3 protein-coding genes are annotated in these 23,990 nt (G+C 70.9%); all 3 read right to left on the minus strand.

The window, feature by feature from the left end; genetic code table 11:
* Positions 1 to 43: 43 nt before the first annotated feature.
* From ACGFNP_RS60395 to ACGFNP_RS60405, 3 genes are read right to left on the minus strand one after another with little or no spacing between them, the layout of a single operon-like run.
* Positions 44 to 17,251, minus strand: coding sequence for a non-ribosomal peptide synthase/polyketide synthase (locus ACGFNP_RS60395; protein WP_393334177.1), 17,208 nt, complete (start codon positions 17,249 to 17,251; stop codon positions 44 to 46).
* 33 nt (positions 17,252 to 17,284) lie between these two features.
* Positions 17,285 to 18,304, minus strand: coding sequence for a MupA/Atu3671 family FMN-dependent luciferase-like monooxygenase (locus ACGFNP_RS60400; RefSeq protein ID WP_358335021.1), 1,020 nt, complete (start codon positions 18,302 to 18,304; stop codon positions 17,285 to 17,287).
* Complete coding sequence (locus tag ACGFNP_RS60405; RefSeq protein WP_393334184.1) at positions 18,301 to 23,979, minus strand: amino acid adenylation domain-containing protein; 5,679 nt, start codon at positions 23,977 to 23,979, stop codon at positions 18,301 to 18,303. The genes ACGFNP_RS60400 and ACGFNP_RS60405 overlap by 4 nt, the downstream gene beginning before the upstream one ends.
* Positions 23,980 to 23,990 lie beyond the last annotated feature (11 nt).

Here is a 23,990-nt window from a genome sequence, read left to right on the forward strand (position 1 = left end):
TGGTCTGCCTTTCTCTGTGTGGTTCCTGGCTGAGGGGGACTGGTCAGATCTCGAATTCCTCGTACTCATCGATGTCCTGACCGGGATCGAGGAGGGACTTGGTGATGGCGGCGGCCAGGCTGTGGATGGTGGGGTGGTCGAACAGGGCGGTGAGTGCAAGCTCGGTGCCGAAGGTGGTGCGGATGCGGGTGATGGCCTGGGTGGCGAGTAGGGAGTGGCCGCCGAGGTCGAAGAAGTTGTCGTGGACGCCGACCTGGTCCAGGTCGAGCAGGTCGGTCCAGATGCCGGCCAGCAACTGCTCCGTGGGAGTGGTCGGCGGCTGGTAGCCGCCGGCAAGGTCGGGTCTGCTGCCGTCCGGTGCTGGTAGGGCGGTGCGGTCGATCTTGCCGTTGGGTGACAGTGGGAAGGTGGCCAGTTCGATGAACACTGACGGGATCATGTAGTCGGGTAGGTGGGTGGCGAGGTGGGTGCGCAGGTCGTCGGTGGCGGGGGTGCCGTCGGCGGGGTCTGCTGGGACCACGTAGGCGACCAGCAGTTGGCCGTTGGTGGTGTGGTGGGTGGTGACCAGTGCGGCGCTGATGTGCGGGTGGCTGGTCAGGGCGTGCTGGATCTCGGCGGGTTCGATGCGGAAGCCGCGGATCTTGACCTGGTGGTCGGTGCGGCCCAGGAAGTCGAGCTGGCCGTCCGGCCGCCAGGCGGCCAGGTCACCGGTCCGGTAGAGACGTGAGCCGTCGTCGGCGTAGGGGTGGGCGATGAAACGTCCCGCTGTCAGAGCCGGGCGGTGGTGGTAGCCGCGGGTCAAGCCGGCGCCCGCGATGAACAGCTCACCCGGCACGCCGACCGGGACCGGGTTGAGGTGGGAGTCCAGCACGTAGGTGTGGGTGCCGGGGAGTGGGATGCCGATCGGGGTAGGCCCGGCAGGCTGCTCCGGTTGGTCGAGAAGGTGAGGAGTCAGGATGCTGTAGGTGGAGTCGATGGTGGTCTCGGTGATGCCGTAGGCGGTCAGCAGCCGGGTGTGCGGCAGCTGACGCTGGGCGCGCTGGGCGTGGCTGGTGTGCCAGGTGTCGGTGGTGGCGATCAGGAGCTGCAGATCGGGCAGGGTGGTGGCGCTCTGTTCCAGGTGAGTGATCAGGTTGTCGATGTGATGCGGGGCGGCTTCCAGGGCGGTGGTGCGGGTGGCCCGCAACGTGGCGGCCCAGGCGGCCGGATCCAACCGCAACCGAGCCGGCGCCAGCACCAGCGTGCCGCCACTGGCCAACGCCCGGACCACATCAGCGGTGAAGACATCGAAACTGATACTGGCCAGACTCAGCCACCGATGCTCATGACCCGGCTGAAAGTGAGTGCGCGACCAGGCGGCATGCAACGCGGTGAGATTGGCGTGAGCCAGCGGGCTGGCTTTGGGCCGCCCGGTCGAACCGGAAGTGTAGATGACAGCCGCACTCTGCCCACCCCGCACCATCACCGCCGGCGCAACAGCCGGGTAGTCCCCCAGGACTGTCGCGTCCAGCGCGACCACCCGCACCCCCGCCGGGACCTGCGGGCTTTCAGCGGGGTTGTCGGTGAGCAGGAGACCGGCCCGGCTGTCGGACAACATGTGCGCCAACCGGGCCGCGGGATAGGCGCCATCCAGCGGAAGATAAGCCGCACCCGCCTTCCACACCGCCAAGATCGCCACGACCAGCTCAGCGCTGCGCCCCAGATGCAGCCCCACCACACTCTCCGCACCAACACCCAGCTCGAGAAGATGATGAGCCAGCCGATTGGCGCGCTCCTCCAACTCCCGATAGCTGAGCCCAGCCCCCTCACACCACACCGCGACCCGAGCCGGATACGCGCCAGCCTGACCAGCGATCAACTCATGAACACCAACACCCCAGACCCTCCCGGCATCGCTGTCGGGAAGACCGGTTTCGGTCTTCCCTGCGTCGCTGTCGGGAAGGCCGGTTTCGGCGAGGGCGGGATGGCTGGTCCAGATGGTCGTGAGCTGCCGCTGCTCGGTGGGGGTGAGGATGGGCAGCGCCGACAGCGGCCGATCCGGATCGGCCGCCACCGCGGCCAGCAACGTCTGCAGGTGAGCGACCAGCCGCTCGATCGTGACCCGCTCGAACAACGCGGTGCTGTACTCCACCGCACCACCCAGACCAGCGCGACCACGCGAAGCCAAACTCACCGTCAGGTCATACAGAGCATGACGAGCCAACCCGCCAAACCCAACCCCCGACCCCGACCCCGCCTGATCCTGACCAGCCGAATCGTGGTCGGCCTGATCGTGGTCCGGCGTGATGTAGTTGAACAGCGTCTGAAACAGCGGCGTGCGGGAGCGGTCACGCTCGATACCCAGCTCGTCCACGAGCTGCTCGAACGGCAGATCCTGATGACCGTAGGCCTCCAGCGCCGTGGCGCGCACCTGGTGCAGCAGATCGGTGAAGGTCGGATCGCCCGACAGATCGGCCCGCAGCGCCAGAGTGTTGACGAAGAACCCGATCAGATCCTCGGTCTCGCCCTGGTTGCGGTTGGCCACCGGCGTACCGACCAGCACATCATCCTGACGCGTGTACTTGCCGAGCAGCACGGTGTAAGCCGCCAGCAACGTCATGAACATCGTCGCGCCGGCACGCCGGGACAACGCCCGCAGCCCGTCGGCCACCTCAGAACTGATGTCGAAATCGAGAGCCGCTCCAGCGCTGTCACGCACCGCCGCACGAGGCCGATCGGTGCGCAGATCCAGCACCGGCGGCCGAGCCAGCCGCCGCCGCCAGTAACCGAGCTGCCCCTCCAACGTCTCGCCGGTCAGCCAGGAACGCTGCCACACAGCGAAATCCGCGTACTGCACCGCCAACGCCACCAGCGGAGAAGGCCGACCAGCACGGAACGCCTCGTAAAGAGCATTCAACTCCCGGTGGAAAATCTTGGCCGACCACTCATCGGAAATGACGTGATGCATGCACAAGGCCAGGATGTGCTCCTGGTCGTTCAGCCGGATCAGGCTGCCACGCAACAGCGGACCGGCCGCCAGATCGAACGGCATCGCGGCATCGGCAGCGATCAGCGCCTGAGCTTCCTGCTCGCTCGCCACCTCGATGACCGAAAGGTCGAAGCTGGTCGGCGGGTCGATGATCTGGTGCGGGATGCCGTCGGCATCGGCCACCAGTCGGGTGCGCAACACCTCATGCCGCTCCACCAGCGCGGTAAGCGCGGCACGCAGAGCAGGGATGTCGAGGTCGCCAGGCAGCGGAATGAGAGTCGGCGTGTTGTACTCGACCGAGCCAGGGTCGAGCTGAGCCAGGAACCACAACCGCTGCTGCGCAAAAGACAGAGGCAACAGCTGCTCACGGCCGACCGGCAAGATCGGAGGCCGGTCGCTACCGCTCGCCCCATCCACAAGCGGCGCCAAACCAGCCACGGTCGGCTGATCGAACAACACCGCCAAAGGAAGATCCACCCCTAGAACCGCACGAACACGAGTAATGACCTGCGTGGCCAGCAAAGAGTGCCCGCCAAGATCGAAGAAGTTGTCCCGAACCCCGACCTGATTCACACCGAGCAGGTCAGCCCAGATCCCCGCCAACAACTGCTCCGTGGGCGTGACCGGCGCCTGATAGCCGCCGGCAAGCTCAGGCCTGCTGCCGTCCGGTGCCGGCAGTGCGGCGCGGTCGATCTTCCCGTTGGGTGACAGGGGGAAGGCGGCCAGCTCGATGAACACCGACGGGATCATGTAGTCCGGCAGGCCGGCCGCCAGATAAGCCCGCAGCTCATCAGTGGCGGGGATGCCCAGCGCTGGGTCGGTAGGGACCAGGTAAGCGACCAGGCGACGGTCGTCGCCGGCATGGCCGCCTCGCGCGATATTGCCGTTACCGGTGTCGACTCCGTCGCCGATGGCGGTGTGGTGGGTGGTGACCAGGGCTGCGCCGATGTGCGGGTGGCCGGTCAGAGCATGCTCGATTTCGGCGGGTTCGATGCGATGCCCGCGGATCTTGACCTGGTGGTCGGTCCGCCCCAGGAAGTCGAGCTGACCGTCCGGCCGCCACGCGACCAGATCACCGGTCCGGTAGAGGCGCGAACCATCACCGGCGTGCGGGTCGGCGACAAATCGCTCCGCGGTCAGCGCAGGCCGGCCGTGGTAGCCGCGAGCCACGCCGAGGCCCCCGACGAACAACTCCCCGGGCACGCCGGTGGGGACCGGGTTGAGGTGGGAGTCCAGGACATGAGCCGTGGTGTTGGCGATCGGAGCCCCGATGGTCGCCGGGGTGCGGCTGATGGTGGCACACACCGTGCTCTCCGTCGGACCATAAGCATTCAACAACCGATGCCGGCCACCCCACGCCTCGGCCAGCCCCGCATCCAGATGCTCACCCGCACTGACCACCGTCAACGACGGCAACTCCGCCGGATCCAAGGTGGCCAGCAGCGACGGCGGCAACGTCGCCGTATCCACCCCCCACTCCCGAATAAACCCCACCAGATCATCCGCCCGCCGCTCAGCGCCGGGAATCACCAACGTCGCACCAGCAGCCAACGTGACCGCGATCTCCGACACCGCCGCATCAAAGCCCGGCGAAGCGAACTGCAACACCCGCGACAACCCCGACACACCGAACGCCTCACCCTGCGCCACCACCAGATTGACCAACCCCCGATGCGCCACCCGCACCCCCTTAGGACGACCAGTCGAACCAGAGGTATAAATCAGATACGCAGCCTGATCCGGAGCAACCACCACCGCAGGAGCCGTCACCGGCAGAGCCTGCACACCCGGCTCATCCACCAGCAGCGTGCGCAGCCGACCAGCGGGCAGGTCCTCCAGCAGCGGACCGGTGGTCAGCAGGAGATCCGCCCCGCTGTCGGACAGCAGATAAGCGATCCGGTCGGTCGGATAGCGGGGATCCAGCGGCAGATACGCCGCACCCGCCTTCCACACCGCCAGCACGGCCACCACAAGATCGAGGCCACGCTCCAGACACAACGCCACCGTCGTCTCCGGACCCGCCCCCAACCCGATCAGCCGGTGAGCCAGCTGATTGGCCCGGGCATCCAGCTCCCCATAACTGAGCTGCCCCTCCAGGCCAGCCACCGCGACGGCCTCAGGACCGGCAACCGCCCGAGCCGCGATCAACTCATGCACACCCCCCACCTCAGGCAGCACCACCCCGGTGGCATTCACCTCCCGCAGCGCCTGCAACTCAGCCGGGGTGAGGATAGGCAGTGCCGACAACGGCCGGTCGGGGTCTGCGGTGACGGCGGCCAGCAGCATGTTCAGATGACCGACCAGCCGCTCGATCGTCGCCTGATCGAACAAGGCCGTGCTGTATTCCATGGCCCCGGAAAGCTCACCCTTGTCGTCCTCGACCAGGATCATCCGCAGATCGAACTGAGCGATGATCCGGTTCTCCCGCTCAGCGCTGTCGACCGTATTGGCGTCGTTGACTGCGAAGTAGTTGAACAGGGTCTGAAACAGCGGCGTGCGGGAGCGGTCACGCTCGATACCCAGCTCGTCGACGAGCTGCTCGAACGGCAGATCCTGATGACCGTAGGCCTCCAGCGCGGTGGCCCGCACCTGTTGCAGCAGATCAGTGAAGGTCGGATCGCCCGACAGATCGGTCCGCAGGACCAGGGTGTTGACGAAGAACCCGATCAGATCCTCGGTCTCCGCCTGGTTGCGGTTGGCGACCGGCGTACCGACCAGCACATCGTCCTGGCGGGTGTACTTGCCGAGCAGCACGGTATAGGCCGCCAGCAACGTCATGAACATCGTCGCACCGGTACGACGCGACAACGCTCGCAGCCCGTCGGCCACCTCAGAGCTGATGTGGAAATCGAGAGCCGCTCCAGCGGTGTCCCGCACCGCCGCACGAGGCCGATCGGTGGGCAGCTCCAGCACCGGCGGCCGAGCCAGCTGCCGCCGCCAGTAACCGAGCTGCCCCTCCAACGTCTCGCCGGTCAGCCAGGAACGCTGCCACACAGCGAAATCGGCGTACTGCACCGCCAACGCCGCCAGCGGAGAAGGCCGACCAGCACGGAAAGCGTCGTACAACGCCAGAAGCTCGCGATGAAAGATCTTCGCCGACCACTCGTCGGAGATGACGTGATGCATGCACAAGGCCAGGATGTGCTCCTGGTCGTTCAGCCGGATCAGGCTGCCACGCAACAGCGGACCGGCCGCCAGATCGAACGGCGTCGCCGCATCCGTGGCGATCAGCGCCCGAGCTTCCTGCTCACTCGCCACCTCGATGACCGGCAGGTCGAAGTCAGTCGGCGGGTCGATGACCTGGTGCGGGATACCGTCGGCATCGGCGACCAGCCGGGTCCGCAACACCTCATGCCGCTCCACCAGCGCGATAAGCGCGGCACGCAAGGCCGCGACGTCGAGGTCACCATCGAGGAGGATGGCCGTCGGGGTGTTGTACTCGGTCGAGCCGGGGTCGAGCTGAGCCAGGAACCACAACCGCTGCTGGGCGAAGGACAAGGGAAGCGGCTGGTCACGATCGACCGGGAGGATCCGCGGCCTGCTGATGCCGTTGGCCTCGTCGATGAGCGGCGCCAAGCCACCGACGGTCGGCTGGTCGAACAGCACGGCAAGCGACAGGTCGATGCCGAACACCGAACGAATCCGCGAGGTGACCTGAGTAGCCAGCAGCGAATGGCCGCCGAGGTCGAAGAAGTTGTCCCGAACGCCGACCTGATCCACACCGAGCAGGTCGGCCCAGATCCCCGCCAGCAAATGCTCCGTCGGAGTGGCCGCAGCCAGATAGCCACCGGCGAGATCGGGGCGACTGCCGTCCGGCGCGGGCAGCGCGGCACGATCGATCTTCCCGTTAGGAGTCAAGGGGAAGGCGGCCAGCTCGATGAACACCGACGGGATCATGTAATCCGGCAGGCCGGCCGCCAGATAAGACCGCAGATCATCAGTGGCGGGGGTGCCCAGCGCTGGGTCGGCCGGGATCAGGTAGGCGACCAGCCGACGATCGGCGTCCTCACCGAAAGTGGTCACCAGGACTGAGCCCACCCCGGCAACACCGGACAGGGCGCGCTCGATCTCCCCCGGCTCGATGCGATGCCCGCGCACCTTCACCTGGTGATCAGTCCGCCCCAGGAAGTCCAGCTGACCGTCCGGCCGCCACGCGACCAGATCACCGGTCCGATAAAGACGCGAACCATCCCCGGCGAAAGGATCGGCCACGAACCGCTCAGCGGTCAACGCGGGCTGCCCGCGATACCCACGAGCCACACCCGCACCGCCGACGAACAGCTCCCCCGGCACCCCGACGGGAAGATCCCGCAGCTGCCGATCCAGCACGTGGACCTGAGCGTTGGCGATGGGCCCGCCGATCGGCAGGGCGGTGCTCGTGTCGGGATCGTGGGCGGTGGTGGCGATGACCGTGGCCTCGGTCGGCCCGTACGCGTTGACGAGCTGCCGCCCGGCGGCCCAGGTGTGGGCCAGGTCCGGGGGGCACGCCTCTCCGCCGACGAGCATGACGCGCAAGTCCGGCAGCGTGCCGGGGTCCAGGTTCGGCAGGGCTGGGGGCGGGAACAGCGCCACGGTGACGGCCCGTTCCCGCAGCAGTCTCTGCAGGTCGGGTGCCGAGCGGCGGGTGAGCGCGTCGGTCATGACCAGGTGCGCACCGGCTGCCACCGCGAGGCCGATCTCCCACACGGCCGCGTCGAAGCTGAAGGACGCCAGCTGGAGCACCGTGTCGAAGCGAGTGACGCCGAGCTCCGCGAGCTGCCCGTTGATCAGGTTCGACCAGCTCCGGTGGCTGACCGTGACGGCCTTGGGCCGGCCGGTGGAGCCGGAGGTGTAGATCAGGTACGCGGCCTGGTCGGGGTGGATCGTGATGGCGGGTGGCGTGCCTGGCAGGTGGTCCGGCGTGGCGATGCTGTCGAGCACCAGGGCGGCCCGGCTGTCGCTGATCATGTGCGTGATGCGGTCGTCCGGATAGTCCGGGTCGATCGGCAGGTAGGTCCCGCCCGCCTTGAGTACGGCCAGGATGGCGACGATCATGTCGGGGTCGCGGGGCAGCCGCAGCCCGACGACCGTCTCCGCCCGGACGCCGAGATCGTGCAGGTGGTGGGCGAGCCGGTTCGAGCGGGTTTCGAGCTCGGCGTAGTCGAGGGTCCTGCCGCCCATGGTCAGGGCGGGCGCGCCGGGCCGTGCCACGGCGTGGGCGGTGATCGCCTCGGGGATGAGGCGGCCGGGCAGCGGGGTCGCGGTGCCGTTCCAGCCGGCGAGCCGGTGCCGCTCGCCCGGCGTCATGACGGGCAGCTCACCGATCAGCCGGCCCGGGTCGTCGGCGACGGCCTCCAGGATGGCCAGCAGGTGGCCGGCCATCCGGGCGATGGTGTCCTGGTCGTAGTGGGCGCGGTCGAACAGCATCCGGATGCCCAGCTCGGCCTGCGGCACGGCCACGACCATGAGAGGGTGGCTCGCCTGCTCGCGCGAGAAGCTCTGCTCTATCCGCAACCCGGTGGCGGCCGAGCCCGCGTCGCGCTCCGCCAGCCGCGCGGTCGGGTAGTTCTCAAACACGAACAGCGCGTCGAACAGCGCCTGCCCGCCGGTGAAGCCGCTCCACGCCTTGATCTGGACGAGCGGCGTGTGCTCGAAGTCGCGCGCCGCGGACTGCTCCTTCTGCAACCGCCGCAGCCAGGTCGCGACGGGCTCGCCGTGGTCCACCTGGACGCGGGCCGGAATGGTGTTGATCAGCAGGCCGACCATCGACTCGATGCCGTCGACCTGGTCGCCGCGGCCGGAGGTGATGACGCCGAAGAGCACGTCGTCCTCACCGCTGTACGCGGCCATCAGCAGCGCCCATGCCCCCTGGACCACGGTGTTCAGGGTGAGCCGGTGGCGGCGGGCCAGTTCGCCGAGCGCGACGGTGGCACGCGCGGACAGGCGTACGCGATGGTCCTGCCAGCCCTCGTCCCCGGTGTCGCGCTCGACGCGGAGCGAGGTGGGGACGGTGCGGCCGTGCAGCCTGGTCCGCCAGTACGACTCGGCGGCGCCGAGATCCTGCGCGCCGGCCCAGGCCACGTGCTCGCGGAACGGGCGGTGGACGGCCGGCCGCAGGCGCTCGCCCTCGACGCAGGCGTGGTAGGCCTCGATCAGGTCGCCGAAGACGATGGGCACACTCCACCCGTCGAGCAGCAGGTGGTGGTACTGCCACACCAGATGATGGCGCCGCTCGTCCAGGCGGATCAGCGCGATCCGTACCAGAGTGGGTGCGTCGAAGTCCGCGCCGGCGGCGCGCTCGGCGGCCAGGAAGGCGTCCAGGGCCGCGGCCTGCGCCGGGGCGTCCAGGTGCGACCAGTCCAGCACCTCCATCGGGACCGGCACCGCACGTGACACGACCGAGAGCGGCGTCGGCAGGTCTTCCCACACCACGGTGGTGCGCAGCGCCGGATGCCGTTCGAAGGCCTGCTCCCAGGCGCTTTCGAGCGCGGGCAGGTCCAGCTCGCCCTCCAGCCGCAGCCCGTTCTGCACCCAGTACGCGCCCGAGGAGGGGGCCAGCCGGGTGTGGAAGAGCATGCCCTGCTGCAGCGCCGTCAACGGATAGATGTCCTCCAGGACGGTCGTGCCCCGCCCTTGGATGCGATCGAGTCCCGCCTGGTCGAGCCCGGCCAGCGGGAAGTCGGACGGGGTGTGCCCGCCGACGCCGGGAGTCGCGCAGTGCTCGATCAGCTCGTCGAGCGCTTCGACGTAGCGGCGGGTCAGCCGGGTCACCGAGGCCTCGTCGTGGACCTCTCCCGAGTACGTCCACAGCAGCGTGAGCCGCCCCTCGGTGACCTGGGCGTTGATCTCGATGAGATGGGTCCGGCCGCCGTCGCCGGATCGGGGCCGGCCCAGCGACCCGACGAACCGCAGCCGCGGCTCGCGCCCGCCGGAGGCCGGGGACAGGGCCGCGTCGGTCTGACCGGCGTAGTTGAAGCTGACCTCGGCCGCCTGTCCGGCGGCCGCATCGGGGCCGAGGTAGCGCAGGAGACCGTACCCGAGGCCGTGGCGCGGGATCGCCCGCAGGTGCTCCTTGGTGCGGCGCAGCGCCGCCCCCGGGTCGCCGCCCGCGCTCGCCAGCGCGACCGGGTAGAACGAGGTGAACCAGCCGACCGTCCGGGAGACGTCCACGTCGGACCCGACGTCCTCCCTGCCGTGGGCCTCCAGGTCCACCAGCACGCTCGGCACGCCCGCCCACTCGGTCAGCGCGCTGCCGAGCGCGGTCAGCAGCACGTCGTTGATCTGGGTGCGGTAGGCGGCGGGCACCTCGTGCAGCAGCCGCGCGGTCTGCTCCGAACTCAGGCTGACGCTGACGTTCCTGGCGGAGGCGACCGTGTTCGCGCCGTCGCGGTCGCGGGGGACGGGCCGGTGGCCGGAGGTCTGCTCGTGCCAGTACGCGAGCTCCGCCGCCACCTCGGGCGAGCCCGCCAGCTCGGTCAGCCGCTGCGCCCACTGCTTGAACGACGTGGTCTTGGCGGTCAGCTGGACCGGCAGGTCCCGGATGGCCTGGTCGTAGGCGAGGGAGAGGTCCTCCAGCAGGATCTGCCAGGACACGCTGTCCACCGCGAGGTGGTGCGCGATCACCAGCAGCAGCCGGCCGCGCTCCCCTCGGTCGAACAGCACGAACCTGACCAGCGGCCCGTTCTCCAGGTCCAGGCTCGCCTGGGCCTCGTCGGCCCGCGCCTCCAGGTCGTGCTCGTCGAACGCGGCGGCGTCCACCACCCACAGCGGCGGCTCGGCCTCGGCGGCCACGTTGCGGGCGGTCCACTCGCTGCCGTAGCGGGTGTATCGGGCGCGGAGCGCGTCGTGCTGCCGCAGCAGCGCCGCCACGGCCTTGCGCAGCGCGGCGACGTCGGCCTCGCCGTCCATCTCCAGCAGCACGGACTGGTTGAAGTGCGCGGGCTCGGGCAGGTCGCGCTCGAAGAACCAGTGCTGGATCGGCGTCAGCGCGAACTCTCCGGTCACCGGGCCCTGCTCGGCGTCGGCGAAGGAGTCCAGCGCCACGAGCGGGGCGAGCGCGGCGACGGTCTGGTGCTCGAAGAGCTGGGCCGGGGTGAAGTACAGCCCGGCGGTGCGGGCCCGCGCCACCGTCTGGATGCTGATGATCGAGTCGCCGCCCAGCTCGAAGAAGTTGTCCTCGACGCCCACCCGGTCCAGGCCGAGCACGTCGGCCCAGATCCCGGCCAGGGCCTCCTCCATGGAGGTGCGCGGGGCGACGAACCGGCTGACCAGCTCGGGCCGGGAGGCGTCCGGCGCGGGTAGCGCGGCGCGGTCGACCTTGCCGTTCGGGGTGAGCGGGAGGGCCGCCAGCTCGACGAACGCCGACGGGATCATGTAGTCGGGGTGGCTCGCACCCAAATGAACGCGCAGCTCGCTGGTGGAGGGCGCGCCGGCGGACTGGTCCGCGGGCACCAGGTAGGCGACCAGCCGGGCCTGACCGCTGTCATGCAGGGCGATCACGGTCGCGGCCTCGACCGCCGGGTGCCGGGTCAGCGTGTGCTCGATCTCGGCCGGTTCGATCCGGTGGCCGCGTACCTTGACCTGCTGGTCGGTGCGGCCGAGGAAGTCGAGCTGCCCGTCGGGGCGCCGGCGGACGCGGTCGCCGGTGCGGTACAGGCGGCTGCCGTCGGCGGCGAACGGGTCGGCGACGAAGCGCTCCGCGGTCAGGGCGCCCCTGCCGTGGTAGCCGCGCGCCACGCCGAGGCCGCCGATGTACAGCTCGCCGGGCATCCCGACGGGGACCGGGCGCAGCTTCCTGTCCAGGACCTGCAGCCGGGTGTTGGCGACGGCGGCGCCGATCGGTAGTGCGGTGTCGGTGCCGGGGTCGCCGGCCTGGGTCGCGCTGATGGTCGTCTCGGTCGGCCCGTACGCGTTGATGAACCGGCGGCCGGCGGCCCAGGCACGGGCCAGGTCCGGCGGGCACGCCTCCCCGCCGGTGAGCAGGACACGCAGGGACGGCAGGGCGGGATCCAGGTGGTGCAGCACCGTGGGCGGGATGTGGGCGATCGTGATGGACCGGTCGAGCAGCAGCCGCCGCAGGTCGGCCGGGGACTGCCGGGTCGAGGCGTCGGCGATGACGATGTGGGCGCCGCCGACCAGGGGTGCGAGGATCTCGCTCATCGCGACGTCGAAGCTGAAGGACACGAGTTGCAGGGTGACGTCGGCGGGCGTGATGCCCAGACCGTCCCGTTCGAAATGGATGGAGTTGGCCAGGTTGCGGTGGCTGACCACGACGCCCTTGGGCAGGCCGGTGGAGCCGGAGGTGTAGATCAGGTACGCGGCCTGGTCGGGGTGGATCGTGATGGCGGGTGGCGTGCCTGGCAGGTGGTCCGGCGTGGCGACGGTGTCGAGCACCAGGGCGGCCCGGCTGTCGCTGATCATGTGCGTGATGCGGTCGTCCGGATAGTCCGGGTCGATCGGCAGATAGGTCCCGCCCGCCTTGAGCACGGCCAGGATCGCGACGATCATGTCGGGATCGCGGGGCAGCCGCAGGCCGACGACCGTCTCCGCCTGGACGCCGAGATCGTGCAGGTGGTGGGCGAGCCGATTCGAGCCGATCTCAAGCTCGGCGTACGTGAGCGTGCGCGCGCCCATGCTGACCGCCGGGGCGTCCGGTTGGGCGATGGCGACGGCGGTCAGCAGCTCGGTGAGGGTTTCGCCGGGCAGCGGCGTGGGCTCGTCCCAGCCGGTGAGGCGCTCGCGCTCCGCCTCGGTGGTGAGGGACAGCTCGCTGACCAGCCGGGCCGGGTCGCCGGCGACGGTCTCCAGGAGCACGAGGAGGTGCCCGGCCATGCGTTCGATCGTCGCGTGGTCGAACAGGTCCGTGCTGTAGCTGAGGATGCAGGACAGGTCGGCGTCGCCCTCGGTGAACGCCACCGTGAGGTCGAACTTGGCCGACATCGTCGGCAGCTCCAGCCCTTCGGTGACCACCCCCGCCATGTCCGGGTCAGCGCCGGCGCCGACCCTGCCGTGCGTGATGAGCACCTGGAACAGCGGGTGCTTGCTGCGGTCGCGCTCCGGCTGCAGCTCGTCCACCAGCTGCTCGAACGGCAGGTCCTGATGGGTGTAGGCGGCCAGTGCGGTGGCCCGTACGCGGTCGAGCAGCCCGGTGAACGTGGGGTCGCCGGACAGGTCCAGGCGCAGGGCCAGGGTGTTGATGAAGCAGCCGATCAGGCTCTCGGTCTCGGAACGGCCCCGGTTGGCGATGGGCGTGCCGATGACGACGTCCTCCTCTTCGGCGTACCGGCCGAGCAGCACCGTCAGGGCGCCGAGCAGCGTCATGAACATCGTCGCGCCCGACGTCTGGGCGGCCCCGCGCAGGCCCGCGGTGACCTGCTCGGGCACCCGGAAGGACAGGAACCCGCCCGCGGAGGAGCGGACCGTGGGGCGCGGCCGGTCGGTGGGCAGCTCCAGCGTGGGCGCGCCCGCCAGCCGCTCGCGCCAGTAGTCGAGCTGGCCGCCCAGCACGTCGCTGGTCAGCCAGGCCCGCTGCCAGTGCGCGAAGTCGGCGTACTGCACGCCCAGCGGGGTCAGCGGGGAGGGCAGGCCGTCACGGTAGGCGACGTACAGGGTGGTGAGCTCGCGGCGGAAGAGGGTCACGGACCAGTCGTCGAACACCACGTGGTGGGTCACCAGGCTGAGCACGTGATCGTCGTCGGCGAGCCGGAACAGGCGCGCCCGCAGCAGCGGATCGCCCGCCAGGTCGAAGGAGGTGGCGGCGTCGACGGCCACCAGCTCCGTGGCCCGTCCGAGCGGGTCGGCCTCGCTTGACAGGTCCGTGACGGGCAGCGCGAGCGGCCCGGGCGGGTCGACGATCTGCCGGGCCAGGCCGTCCTTGGCCACCAGCCGGGTGCGGAACACCTCGTGCCGGGCCACGATCGACTCCAGGGCGCGGCTCAGCGCGCCGACGTCGAGCGGGCCGCGCAGGCGGGAGCTGATCGGCACGTTGTACTCGGGCGAGCCCGGGTCGAGCTGATCGAGGAACCACAACCGCTGCTGCGCGAACGAGAGCGGAAGCACCTCCTCGCGGTCCACCGGCACGATCGGCGGCACCACCGTCCCGGACGTGGCCGCCTCCACGGCCACCGCCAGCTCACGCACCGTGGGATGGTCGAACAGCAGCGCCAGCGACAGTTCGCAGTCGAACGCGGCACGTAGCCGCGAGATCACCTGGACGGCCGCCAGCGAATGGCCGCCCAGCTCGAAGAAGTTGCTCGTCACCCCGACCGGTCCCAGGTCCAGCACCTGGGCCCACACCCCGGCCACGACCTCCTCGGCGGTGGTCCTGGGCGCGGTGTAGCCGGCCGCCGGATCCAGGTGGCGCGGGTTCGGCTCGGGCAGCGCGGCCCGGTCCAGCTTCCCGTTGGGCGTCCGCGGCAGGGCCGCGAGCTCGACGTAGACGGCCGGCACCATGTAGTCGGGCAGTGTCGTGCGCAGGTGCTCGCGCAGCTCGGCGGGCGCGGGGATGCCACGGCCTCCCTCAGCGGGGACCAGGTAGCCGACCAGCCGCTCGTCGCCGCCGGTGCCGCGGACGACGACGACCGCCGCGGCCAGCGCCGGGTGCGCCGCCAGCGCGGACTCGATCTCGCCCGGCTCGATGCGGAAACCGCGCAGCTTGACCTGGTGGTCGGTGCGGCCCAGGAAGTCCAGCCGGCCGTCCGCCCGCCGCCGTACGAGGTCACCCGTCCGGTAGAGGCGGGAGCCGTCGCGGGAGACCGGGTCGGCGACGAACCGCTCGGCGGTCAGCGCGGCGCGGGCGTGGTAGCCGCGCGCCACGCCGTCACCGCCGATGTACAGCTCGCCGGGCACCCCGGCGGGCACCGGGTCCAGCCGCGCGTCCAGCACGTGCAGGGTGGTGTTGGCGATCGGGTGGCCGAGCGTGACGTCGTCGCCCGCCACGATCTCCTGGCGGGCGGACCAGACGGTGGTCTCCGTCGGGCCGTACAGGTTCCACAGCTCGGCCGTGCGCTCCAGCACGGCTCCGGCCAGCTCGGCCGGCAGCGCCTCGCCGCCGCACAGCGCGCGCAGGCCCGCCGCTCCGCGCCAGCCGTCGTCCACCAGCATCCGCCAGGTCGCCGGCGTGGCCTGCATGACCGTGGCCCCCGACCGCTCGACCAGCTCCGCCAGCGCCTCCGGCGAACGCGCCACCTCGGCGTTGGCGATCACCAGCCGCGCACCCGTGACCAACGGCAGGAACAACTCCAGCGCGGCGATGTCGAACCCGAACGTGGTGACGGCGAGCAGCACGTCCGTCTCGGCCAGGCCCGGCCGGTCGGCCATCGTGACCAGGAAATTGGCCAGGTTCTCGTGCGAGACGACCACGCCCTTGGGGCGCCCCGTCGAGCCGGACGTGTAGATCACGTAGGCCGCCTGGGCCGGCTCGGCGGAGCAGGAGAAGGCGGCCGCCCGGGCCTGCCCGGCGGGGCCGGTCGGGACGTCGTCATCGAGCCAGATCGTCGCGGGAACCGGCCCGGCCAGCTCCTCGGCGGCCGCCCGCTCCCCGACCAGGACGGCAGCGCCACTGTCGGCCAGCATGTAGCGCAGGCGGTCGGCCGGGAAGTCGGGGTCCAGCGGCAGGTACGCGCCACCCGCCCGCCACACGGCCAGCATCGCCACCACCATCTTCAGCCCGCGGCGCAGGCACAACCCGACCGTCGTCTCCCGGCCCACGCCCAGCTCGCGCAGGCGCGCGGCCAGCCGCCCGGCCTGCTCGTCCAGCTCCGCGTACGTCAGCGACGCGTCGCCGCAGGTGACCGCGACCGCGTCGGGACGGCCGGCGGCGACCAGCTCGTGCACCCCGCCGAAGGAGGCGGGCAGCGCGGCCACCGGTCCGCCGGTGGCGCGCAGCAGCTCGTCCCGCTCCACCGCGGAGATCATCGGCACCTCGGACAGCGGCCGATCCGGCGCCTGCGCGAGCGCGTTCAGCAGTGTCAGCAGATGACCGGCCATCCGCTCGGCCGTGGCGTGGTCGAACAGGTCGGTGCTGTACTCCAGCCCGCCGACCAACTCCTGCTCGCCGATCTCGACGAAGGTCAGGGTCAGGTCGAACTTGGCGGCCGTACCCTCCAGGTCGAACCGCTCGCCGTCCAGCTCGCCCAGCTCCAGCTCCTCGCCGCCGCTCCTGCTGTAGCTGAACAGCACCTGGAACAGCGGCGTGCGCGAGCGGTCCCGCTCGGGGACGAGCGCGTCCACCAGGCGCTCGAACGGCATGGTCTGGTGGTCGTAGGCGGCCAGCGCGAGCGCCCGCACCCGCCCCACCAGCTCGGTGAAGCTCGGATCGCCCGACAGCCGCGTGCGCAGCACCAGCATGTTGAGGAACAGCCCGATCAGGTCCTGCGTCTCCGGGCGCCCCCGGTTGGCGATCGGCGTGCCGACCACCACGTCCTCCTGCCGCGAGTAACGCGACAACAGCACCGTGAACGCCGCCAGCAGCGTCATGAACAGTGTCGCGTCGCAGTCCCTGGAGATCACCCTGAGCCGCTCGGCGGTGGCGACGGGAACCGCGAAATCCACCTTGCCGCCGGCTGTCGTACGCACCGGCGGACGCGGCCGGTCGGTCGGCAGATCAAGCAGCGGAGCCCCGGTCAGCTGGTCACGCCAGTACGCCAGCTCGCCCGCCGCCCGATCGCCGGCCATCCACGCCTGCTGCCAGAACGCGTAGTCGGCGTACTGCGCGGGCAGCGGCGGCAGCGGCGAGGGCAGCGCGAGCCGGAACGCGTCGTACAGGGTGGCCAGCTCGTGGTTGAGGATGCCGATCGACCACTCGTCGCACACGATGTGGTGCAGGCACAGGGCGAACACGTGGTCGTCGGCGGCCAGCCGGATCAGCGTTCCGCGAACCAGCCGGTCGGCGGCCAGGTCGAACCGCAGCGCCGCGTCGGCCGCGATGAGCTCCCGTGCCGCCTCGTACGGCTCCGCCTCGCCCGACAGGTCCGCCATGGCCAGCGGGAAACCAGCCGGCGGATCGATCACCTGGTGCGCCACCCCGTCGGTCACCACCAACCGGGTACGCAGCACCTCGTGCCTGGCCACCACCATGTCCAGCGCCGCGCGCAGAGCCGACTCGTCCAGCGCGCCCGCCAGCCGCAGCGGCATCGTCACGTTGTAGTCAAGGGAATCCGGCTCCAGCTGATCCAGGAACCACAGCCGCTGCTGGGCGGACGACAACGGGACAGGTCCGTCCGGACGCGGCGCACGCTCCCGCACCGGCACGCTCTCGCCGCGCAGGCGTCGCTTCAGTAGCTCCTGTTTCGACTCGGAAAGCATGGCAATTCCCTCCGTCTTGGATATGGGTCGCGCTCAGGCCAGCGTGGTCAGCAGGTCGTCCAGGCTCCGCAGGATCGACTCGTGGTCGAAGCCGAAGTCGATGAGGCAGGCGACCTCGTCGACGTCCCACGACGCCACGGTCGCGAGCCGCTCGGGCAGCTCGGCGGGGGTGCAGATCAGCCCCAGGCCGGCGAACCTGGCGGCGCTCTGCCGGGCGAGCGTGGACCGGTCGTCCCCGCTCATCGATCCGAACGCCGCCGCCCCCTGCGCGTTCGCCACGTCGGTGGCCACCAGCGACATCGACGCGCCCAGATACCGGGCCAGCTCCGCGTGCGCCCGCTCCTCCGACGCCCGGGAGCCGTCCAGGACGTGGGTGTGCACCATCAGCGTGATGTGGCCGCGCCCCGGGCCCTGCCAGGTCTTGCGGTACGCCTCGATGTTGCGGGCCAGCTCCTCTGGCGGCTGGCCGAGCAGATGGGTCAGCACGCCCGCGCCCATTGAGCCGGCCAGCTCGAACGTCGGTGTCGACCCGCCCGAGGTGAGCCAGATCGGCAGCTCGGGCTGAACCGGCTGCGGCATCGTCCGCACCTCGATCTCCGCGCCCAGCGCGTCGGGGAAGACCCGCGTCTCCCCCCGCCAGAGCGCCCGGACCTGGTCGATGCCCTCCCGCATCACCCGCTTGCGCTCCGCGACGGGGAAGCGGGAGAGCACGAAGTCGGCGCCGTGCCAGCCGGAGGCGAACGACACGCCCACCCGCCCCCGCGACAGCTGGTCCACGACCGCCCACTCCTCGGCCACCCGGGCCGGATGGTGCAGCGGCATGACGACGCTGCCCGCCCGGATCCCGATCCGCCGGGTGGCCGTCGCCAGCGCCGCCCCCACCACCGAAGGGTTCGGATAGGGGGCGCCGAAGTCCGCGAAGTGGCGCTCGGGCAGCCACAGCGCCTCAAGCCCCGCCTCGTCGGCCAGGCGGGCGGTGTCCAGCAGCACCGCGTACGCCGAGGCGGCCTCTGCTCTGGTGGTGGCCGCGAAATAGGACAGGCTGATCTTCACTGTGCACGCGCCTCTCGGGTGGAAGGGTTGGACCGGCGGACGATCTCGCTGCGGAGCCAGATGGCGAGCATCTCGGCCCCGCGCCCGCGGACGACCGTGCCGTGCTCGCCCGGCACGTACTCGATCTCCGGCTCCGCGGCCAGCTCGTCGCGCCACTGCACGACGACCTTGCGCCGCACGTCGGCCGGGTCGTCCTGCGGGATGAACAGCACCACCCGGCCCTCGTACGGCGTCAGCGGCGGATCGGCGCGATGCCGCAGCACCGCCCCCAGGTGGGTGATCACCATCCGGCCCACCCGGAGCGCCTCCGTGTCGCCCGCCTTGACCGCCTCCAGCAGCGGGCCCTCGACCTGCCAGCGCTCCAGCAGCCGCTTCTGCGGCCCGGCGGCGAGCCGGGTCCCCGGCCCTCCGGCGATCACCTGGTCGAGCTGTGTGAGCAGGTCCCGTACCAGGTCACGCTCCTTGCCCTCCTTGCGCGCGGCGACGCGGCCCGCGGCCACCCGGTGCAGCGGCGGGCCGACCAGGTACACGCCGCCCACCTCCAGCCCCCGGGCGGCGGCCTGCCTGGCCATCTCCACCGCGATGTAGCCGCCCACCGACCAGCCCGCGAACAGGTACGACCCGCTCGGTTGCACGGTCGTCACCTCGTCCAGGTAGGCGGCGGCCATCTCGGCCACGGTCTCCAGCGGCGGCTCCGAGCCATCTAGCCCGCGTGCCTGCAGCCCGTAGAACTGCTGGTCGGGTCCGAGCCGGCCGGCCAGCTCGGCCAGCTCGGCGACGCCCCCGGTGGCGGCGTGCACGAAGAACAGCGCGGGCTCCGCCGTCCCGGGCTTGAGCCTGACCGCCGACCGCAGGCGCGGCCGGGCCGTGTCCGCCGGCTCGGCGACCAGCTCGGCCAGACCCGCGACGGTCGGCTGGGTGAAGAAGTCGGCGACGCCGAGGGCGTACCCGGCCTTCCTGATCTGCGACACCACCTGGATGACCTGCAAGGAGTGGCCGCCGAGCTCGAAGAAGTCGTCGGTCACGCCGACCTGGGGCAGGCCGAGCGACCGCGCCCAGATCCCGGCGATGGCGACCTCGGCCGGCGTGGCCGGCTCGCGGTGCGTGTCCCGCTGTTCTGGCCGGGCCGCCTCGGGTGACGGGAGCGCGGCGCGGTCGAGCTTGCCGTTCGAGGTGAGCGGGAAAGCGGTCATCGGGATGAACACCGACGGGATCATGTGGTCGGGCAGGTCCACGCTCAGATGAGCGCGCAGGACGGCGACGGGCGGCACGCCCCTGGCCGCGTCGGCGGGGATCAGGTACGCGGCCAGCCGCCGGTCGTGCGCCTCCCCGTACGCGGTCACCAGTGCCGCCGCCACCGCGGGATGCCCGCCGAGGACGTGCTGCACCTCGGCGGGCTCGACGCGGAACCCGCGGATCTTGACCTGGTGGTCGGTCCTGCCCAGGAAGTCCACGACCCCGTCCGGCCGGCGACGCGCCTGGTCACCCGTCCGGTAGAGCCGCGAGCCGTCACCGGCGAACGGGTCGGCGACGAAGCGCTCGGCGGTGAGCGCCGGCCGGCCGAGATAGCCGCGGGCCACGCCGGCTCCGCCGACGGACAACTCGCCCGGCACGCCCGCCGGAACCGGGTTGAGCGCGTCGTCCAGCACGTACAGGCGAGTGTTGGGCAGCGCCGTGCCGATCGGGACCGTCCCGCCCGCGATGTGCCCGGCGTCCAGCCGGATCGTGGCCGTGCCGATCGTGGTCTCGGTAGGCCCGTAGTGGTTGACCACCGACCGGCCGTCCGCCTCCGCCAGCAGCTCCGTGATCTGTTCCGGCGTCGCTGCCTCGCCGCCCAGCACCAGCGTCCGCGCCGGCAGCAGCCGGCCGGCCGGGACGACCTGCGTGAGCGCCGCCAGATGCGACGGAACGATCTTGAGGTGGTCGATCCGGTGCGAGGCCAGGTACGCGGCCACCCGCTCCGGCTCGTCGACCACCTCCGGCAGCGGCAGGTGCAGGGTCCCGCCCGTGGTCAGGCTCACGAAGACGGTCGTGTTACCGAAGTCGGTGACCACCGACTGGAGCAGCGCGTACGACTCCCCGCGCCCGCCCAGCCCCGTCCGCTCCTTCACGACGGTCAGGTAGTTGACCAGGTTGCCGTGCGTCACCACGACCCCCTTGGGCTTCCCGGTGGAGCCGGAGGTGTAGATCAGGTACGCGGCCTGACCCGGCACCGTGGCCACCTCCGGCGCCGACTCGGGCCGTGCCTCGATCTGGGACCGCGTGACCGGGTCGTCCAGAGCGACGACGATCGTGCTCGTCAGCGGCATCGGCCCCGTGCCCACCGGGGACATCGCCCCTGTACCCACTGGCGGCATCGCCCCGGTGGCGACGATCACGGTGGCGCCGCTGTCGCCGAGCAGGTACGCCAGCCTTTCGGCGGGATGCGCGGGATCGAGCGGGAGGTAGGCCGCCCCCGCCTTCCACACCGCGAGGATAGCGACGATCATCTCCGCCCCGCGGTCGAGGCACAGCCCGACGACCTTCTCGGGCCCGGCGCCCAGGTCGATCAGATGGTGGGCGAGCCGGTTGGCCTGCCGCTCCAGCTCGGCGTACGTCATCGACGCCGTGCCGGACACCAGCGCCACGTCTCCCGCCGCGGCCGCGCCGCTGATCAGCTCGTGCACCCCGCCCGCCGCGCGGACCTCGGCGGTCTCGGCACCCCATCCCGTCTCCGCCAGCCGTCGTTCCTCCGGGGTGAGAATGGGCAGCCCCGACACCGGCCGATCCGGATCCGTGGCGATGGCGGCCAGCAGGGTGTGCAGGTGGCCGATCAGGCGTTCGATGGTGGACCGGTCGAACAGGGCCGTACTGAACTGGGCGGACACCGTCACGCCGCCCGCGTTGTCCTCGGTGAAGAACAGCTGCAGGTCGTACTTGGCGACGATCGCGTCCTGCGACCTGACCTCGGCCGTACCCGCCTGGTCGAGCGGCACCGGGTCGTCGGCGGTGAAGTAGTTGAGCAGGGTCTGGAACAGCAGGGGCCGGGAGCGGTCACGCTCGATGCCCAGCTCGTCGACGACCTGCTCGAACGGCAGGTCCTGGTGGCCGTACGCGTCCAGGGCCGTGGTGCGCACCTGGTGCAGCAGGTCGGTGAAGGTCGGGTCGCCGGACAGGTCGGTCCGCAGGACCAGGGTGTTGATGAAGAACCCGATCAGGTCCTCGGTCTCGGCCTGGTTGCGGTTGGCGATCCGGGTGCCGACCAGGACATCGTCCTGGCGGGTATATCTGCCGAGGAGGACGGTGTAGGCGGCCAGGACGGTCATGAACATGGTGGCGCCGGAGCGACGGGACAGCTCCTTCAGGGCCGCCGTCGTCTCGGGCTCGATGTGGAAGGTGATGGCGGCGCCCGCGGCGTCGCGGACGGCTGCGCGGGGGCGGTCGGTGGGCAGGTCGAGCACCGGGGGGCCGGCGAGCCGGCGCCGCCAGTAGCCGAGCTGGTTCTCCAGAGTTTCGCCGGTGAGCCAGTCGCGCTGCCACAGGGCGAAGTCGGCGTACTGGACCCTGAGCGGCGCCAGCGGGGACGGCCTGCCTGTGCGGAAGGCTTCGTAGAGGGCGGTGAGTTCGCGGTGGAAGATCTTGGCGGACCATTCGTCGGAGATGACGTGGTGCATGCACAGGGCGAGGATGTGCAGGTCGTCGGCGAGGCGGATCAGCGTGCCGCGCAGCAGTGGACCGGCCGCGAGGTCGAAGGGGGTGGCTGCGTCGGCGGCGATCAGGGTCTGTGCTTGTTGCTCGCTCGCCGCCTCGACGACGGGCAGGTCGAAGGCGGTGGGTGGGTCGATGATCTGGTGCGGGATGCCGTGGGGGTCGGCGACCAGCCGGGTGCGCAGGACTTCGTGTCTCTCCGTGAGCGCGGTGAGGGCGGCGCGCAGGGCGGGGATGTCGAGGTCGCCGGGCAGCGGGATGGGCGTCGGGGTGTTGTACTCGGCCGAGTCCGGGTCGAGCTGGGCCAGGAACCACAACCGCTGCTGGGCGAAGGACAACGGGAGCGGCTGGTCACGGTCGGCCGGGAGGATCGGGGGCCTGCTGCTGCCGTTCGCCCCGTCAACGAGCGGTGCCAGACCGGCAACGGACGGCTGATCGAACAGTGCCGCCAAGGGAAGATCCACTCCCAGAACCGCTCGGATGCGGGTGATGACCTGCGTCGCGAGCAGGGAGTGTCCGCCGAGGTCGAAGAAGTTGTCGCGGACGCCGATCCGGTCCAGGCCGAGGAGGTCGGTCCAGATGTCGGCCAGGAGTTGTTCGGTGGGGGTGGTCGGCGGCTGGTAGCTGTCGGTGAGGTCGGGGCGGCTGCCGTCCGGTGCGGGGAGGGCGGCTCGGTCGATCTTGCCGTTGGGGGACAGTGGGAAGGCGGCCAGTTCGATGAACACCGACGGGATCATGTAGTCGGGCAGGCGGGTGGCGAGGTGGGTGCGTAGGTCGTCGGTGGTGGGGGTGCCGTGGGCGGGGTCTGCTGGGACCAGGTAGGCGATCAGGCGGCGGTCGGTGTCTTGGCCGGTGGGGGTGACCAGGGCGGCGGCGATGTGCGGGTGGCTGGTGAGGGCGTGCTGGATCTCGCCGGGTTCGATGCGGTGGCCGCGGATTTTGATCTGGTGGTCGGTGCGGCCGAGGAAGTCGAGTTGGCCGTCCGGTCGCCAGGTGGCGAGGTCGCCGGTGCGGTAGAGGCGGGAGCCGTCGCCGGCGTGCGGGTCGGCGATGAAGCGTTCGGCGGTGAGGGCTGGGCGGTGGTGGTAGCCGCGGGCTAGTGCTTGTCCGCCGATGAACAGTTCGCCGGGTACGCCGATCGGGGTGGGGTGGAGGTGGGGGTTCAGGACGTGGGTGGTGGTGTTGGGCAGGGGTGTGCCGATGGCGGGGTCGGCGTTGATGGCTGCGGTGGTGAGGGGGGGTGTTGTGGTGGTGATGACGGTGGTTTCGGTGGGGCCGTAGGTGTTGATGAGGCGCTGGTGGGGGGTCCAGGCGTTGGTGAGGGGGGCGGTGAGGCGTTCGGCGCCGAGGATGAGGGTGTGCAGGGTGGGCAGGGTGGCGGGGGTGAGGGTGGCCAGCAGGGAGGGCACGATGCTGGCGGCGGTGATGTGCTGCTGGTTGATCAGGTGGGTGAGGTGTTGGGGGTTGGCGCGTTCGTGGGTGGTGGCCAGGGCGAGGGTGGCGCCGGTGGTGAGGGTGACGGCGAGGTCGAGGACGGCGGCGTCGAAGCTGTGGGAGGCGAATTGCAGCACGGTGTCGTCGGGGCCGATGGCGAAGACCGGCCGCATTACGGTGGCGAGGTTGATGGCGCCGCAGTGGGTGGCGAGCACGCCTTTGGGGCGGCCGGTCGAGCCTGAGGTGTAGATGAGATACGCGCCCTGGTCAGGCTCCACCACGACCTGCGGGGCATGGCCGGGATAGCTGTCCAAAGTGGAGGCAAGCTCGCTCAACACCACCACCCGCACCCGGCTGTCTGGGTCGAGTTCAGCGGTTGGAGTGGTTGCCGGGTTGTCGGTGAGCAGGAGGGTGGCCCGGCTGTCGGCCAGCATGTGCGCCAACCGGCCCGCGGGATAAGCGGCATCCAAGGGCAGGTAGGCGGCGCCGGCTTTCCATACCGCGAGGATCGCGATGATCAACTGCGGGGTGCGCCCCACATGCAAGCCGACGATGCTGTCCGGGC

The sequence above is a fragment of the Nonomuraea sp. NPDC049269 genome (assembly GCF_043197155.1).
GTDB lineage: Bacteria > Actinomycetota > Actinomycetes > Streptosporangiales > Streptosporangiaceae > Nonomuraea.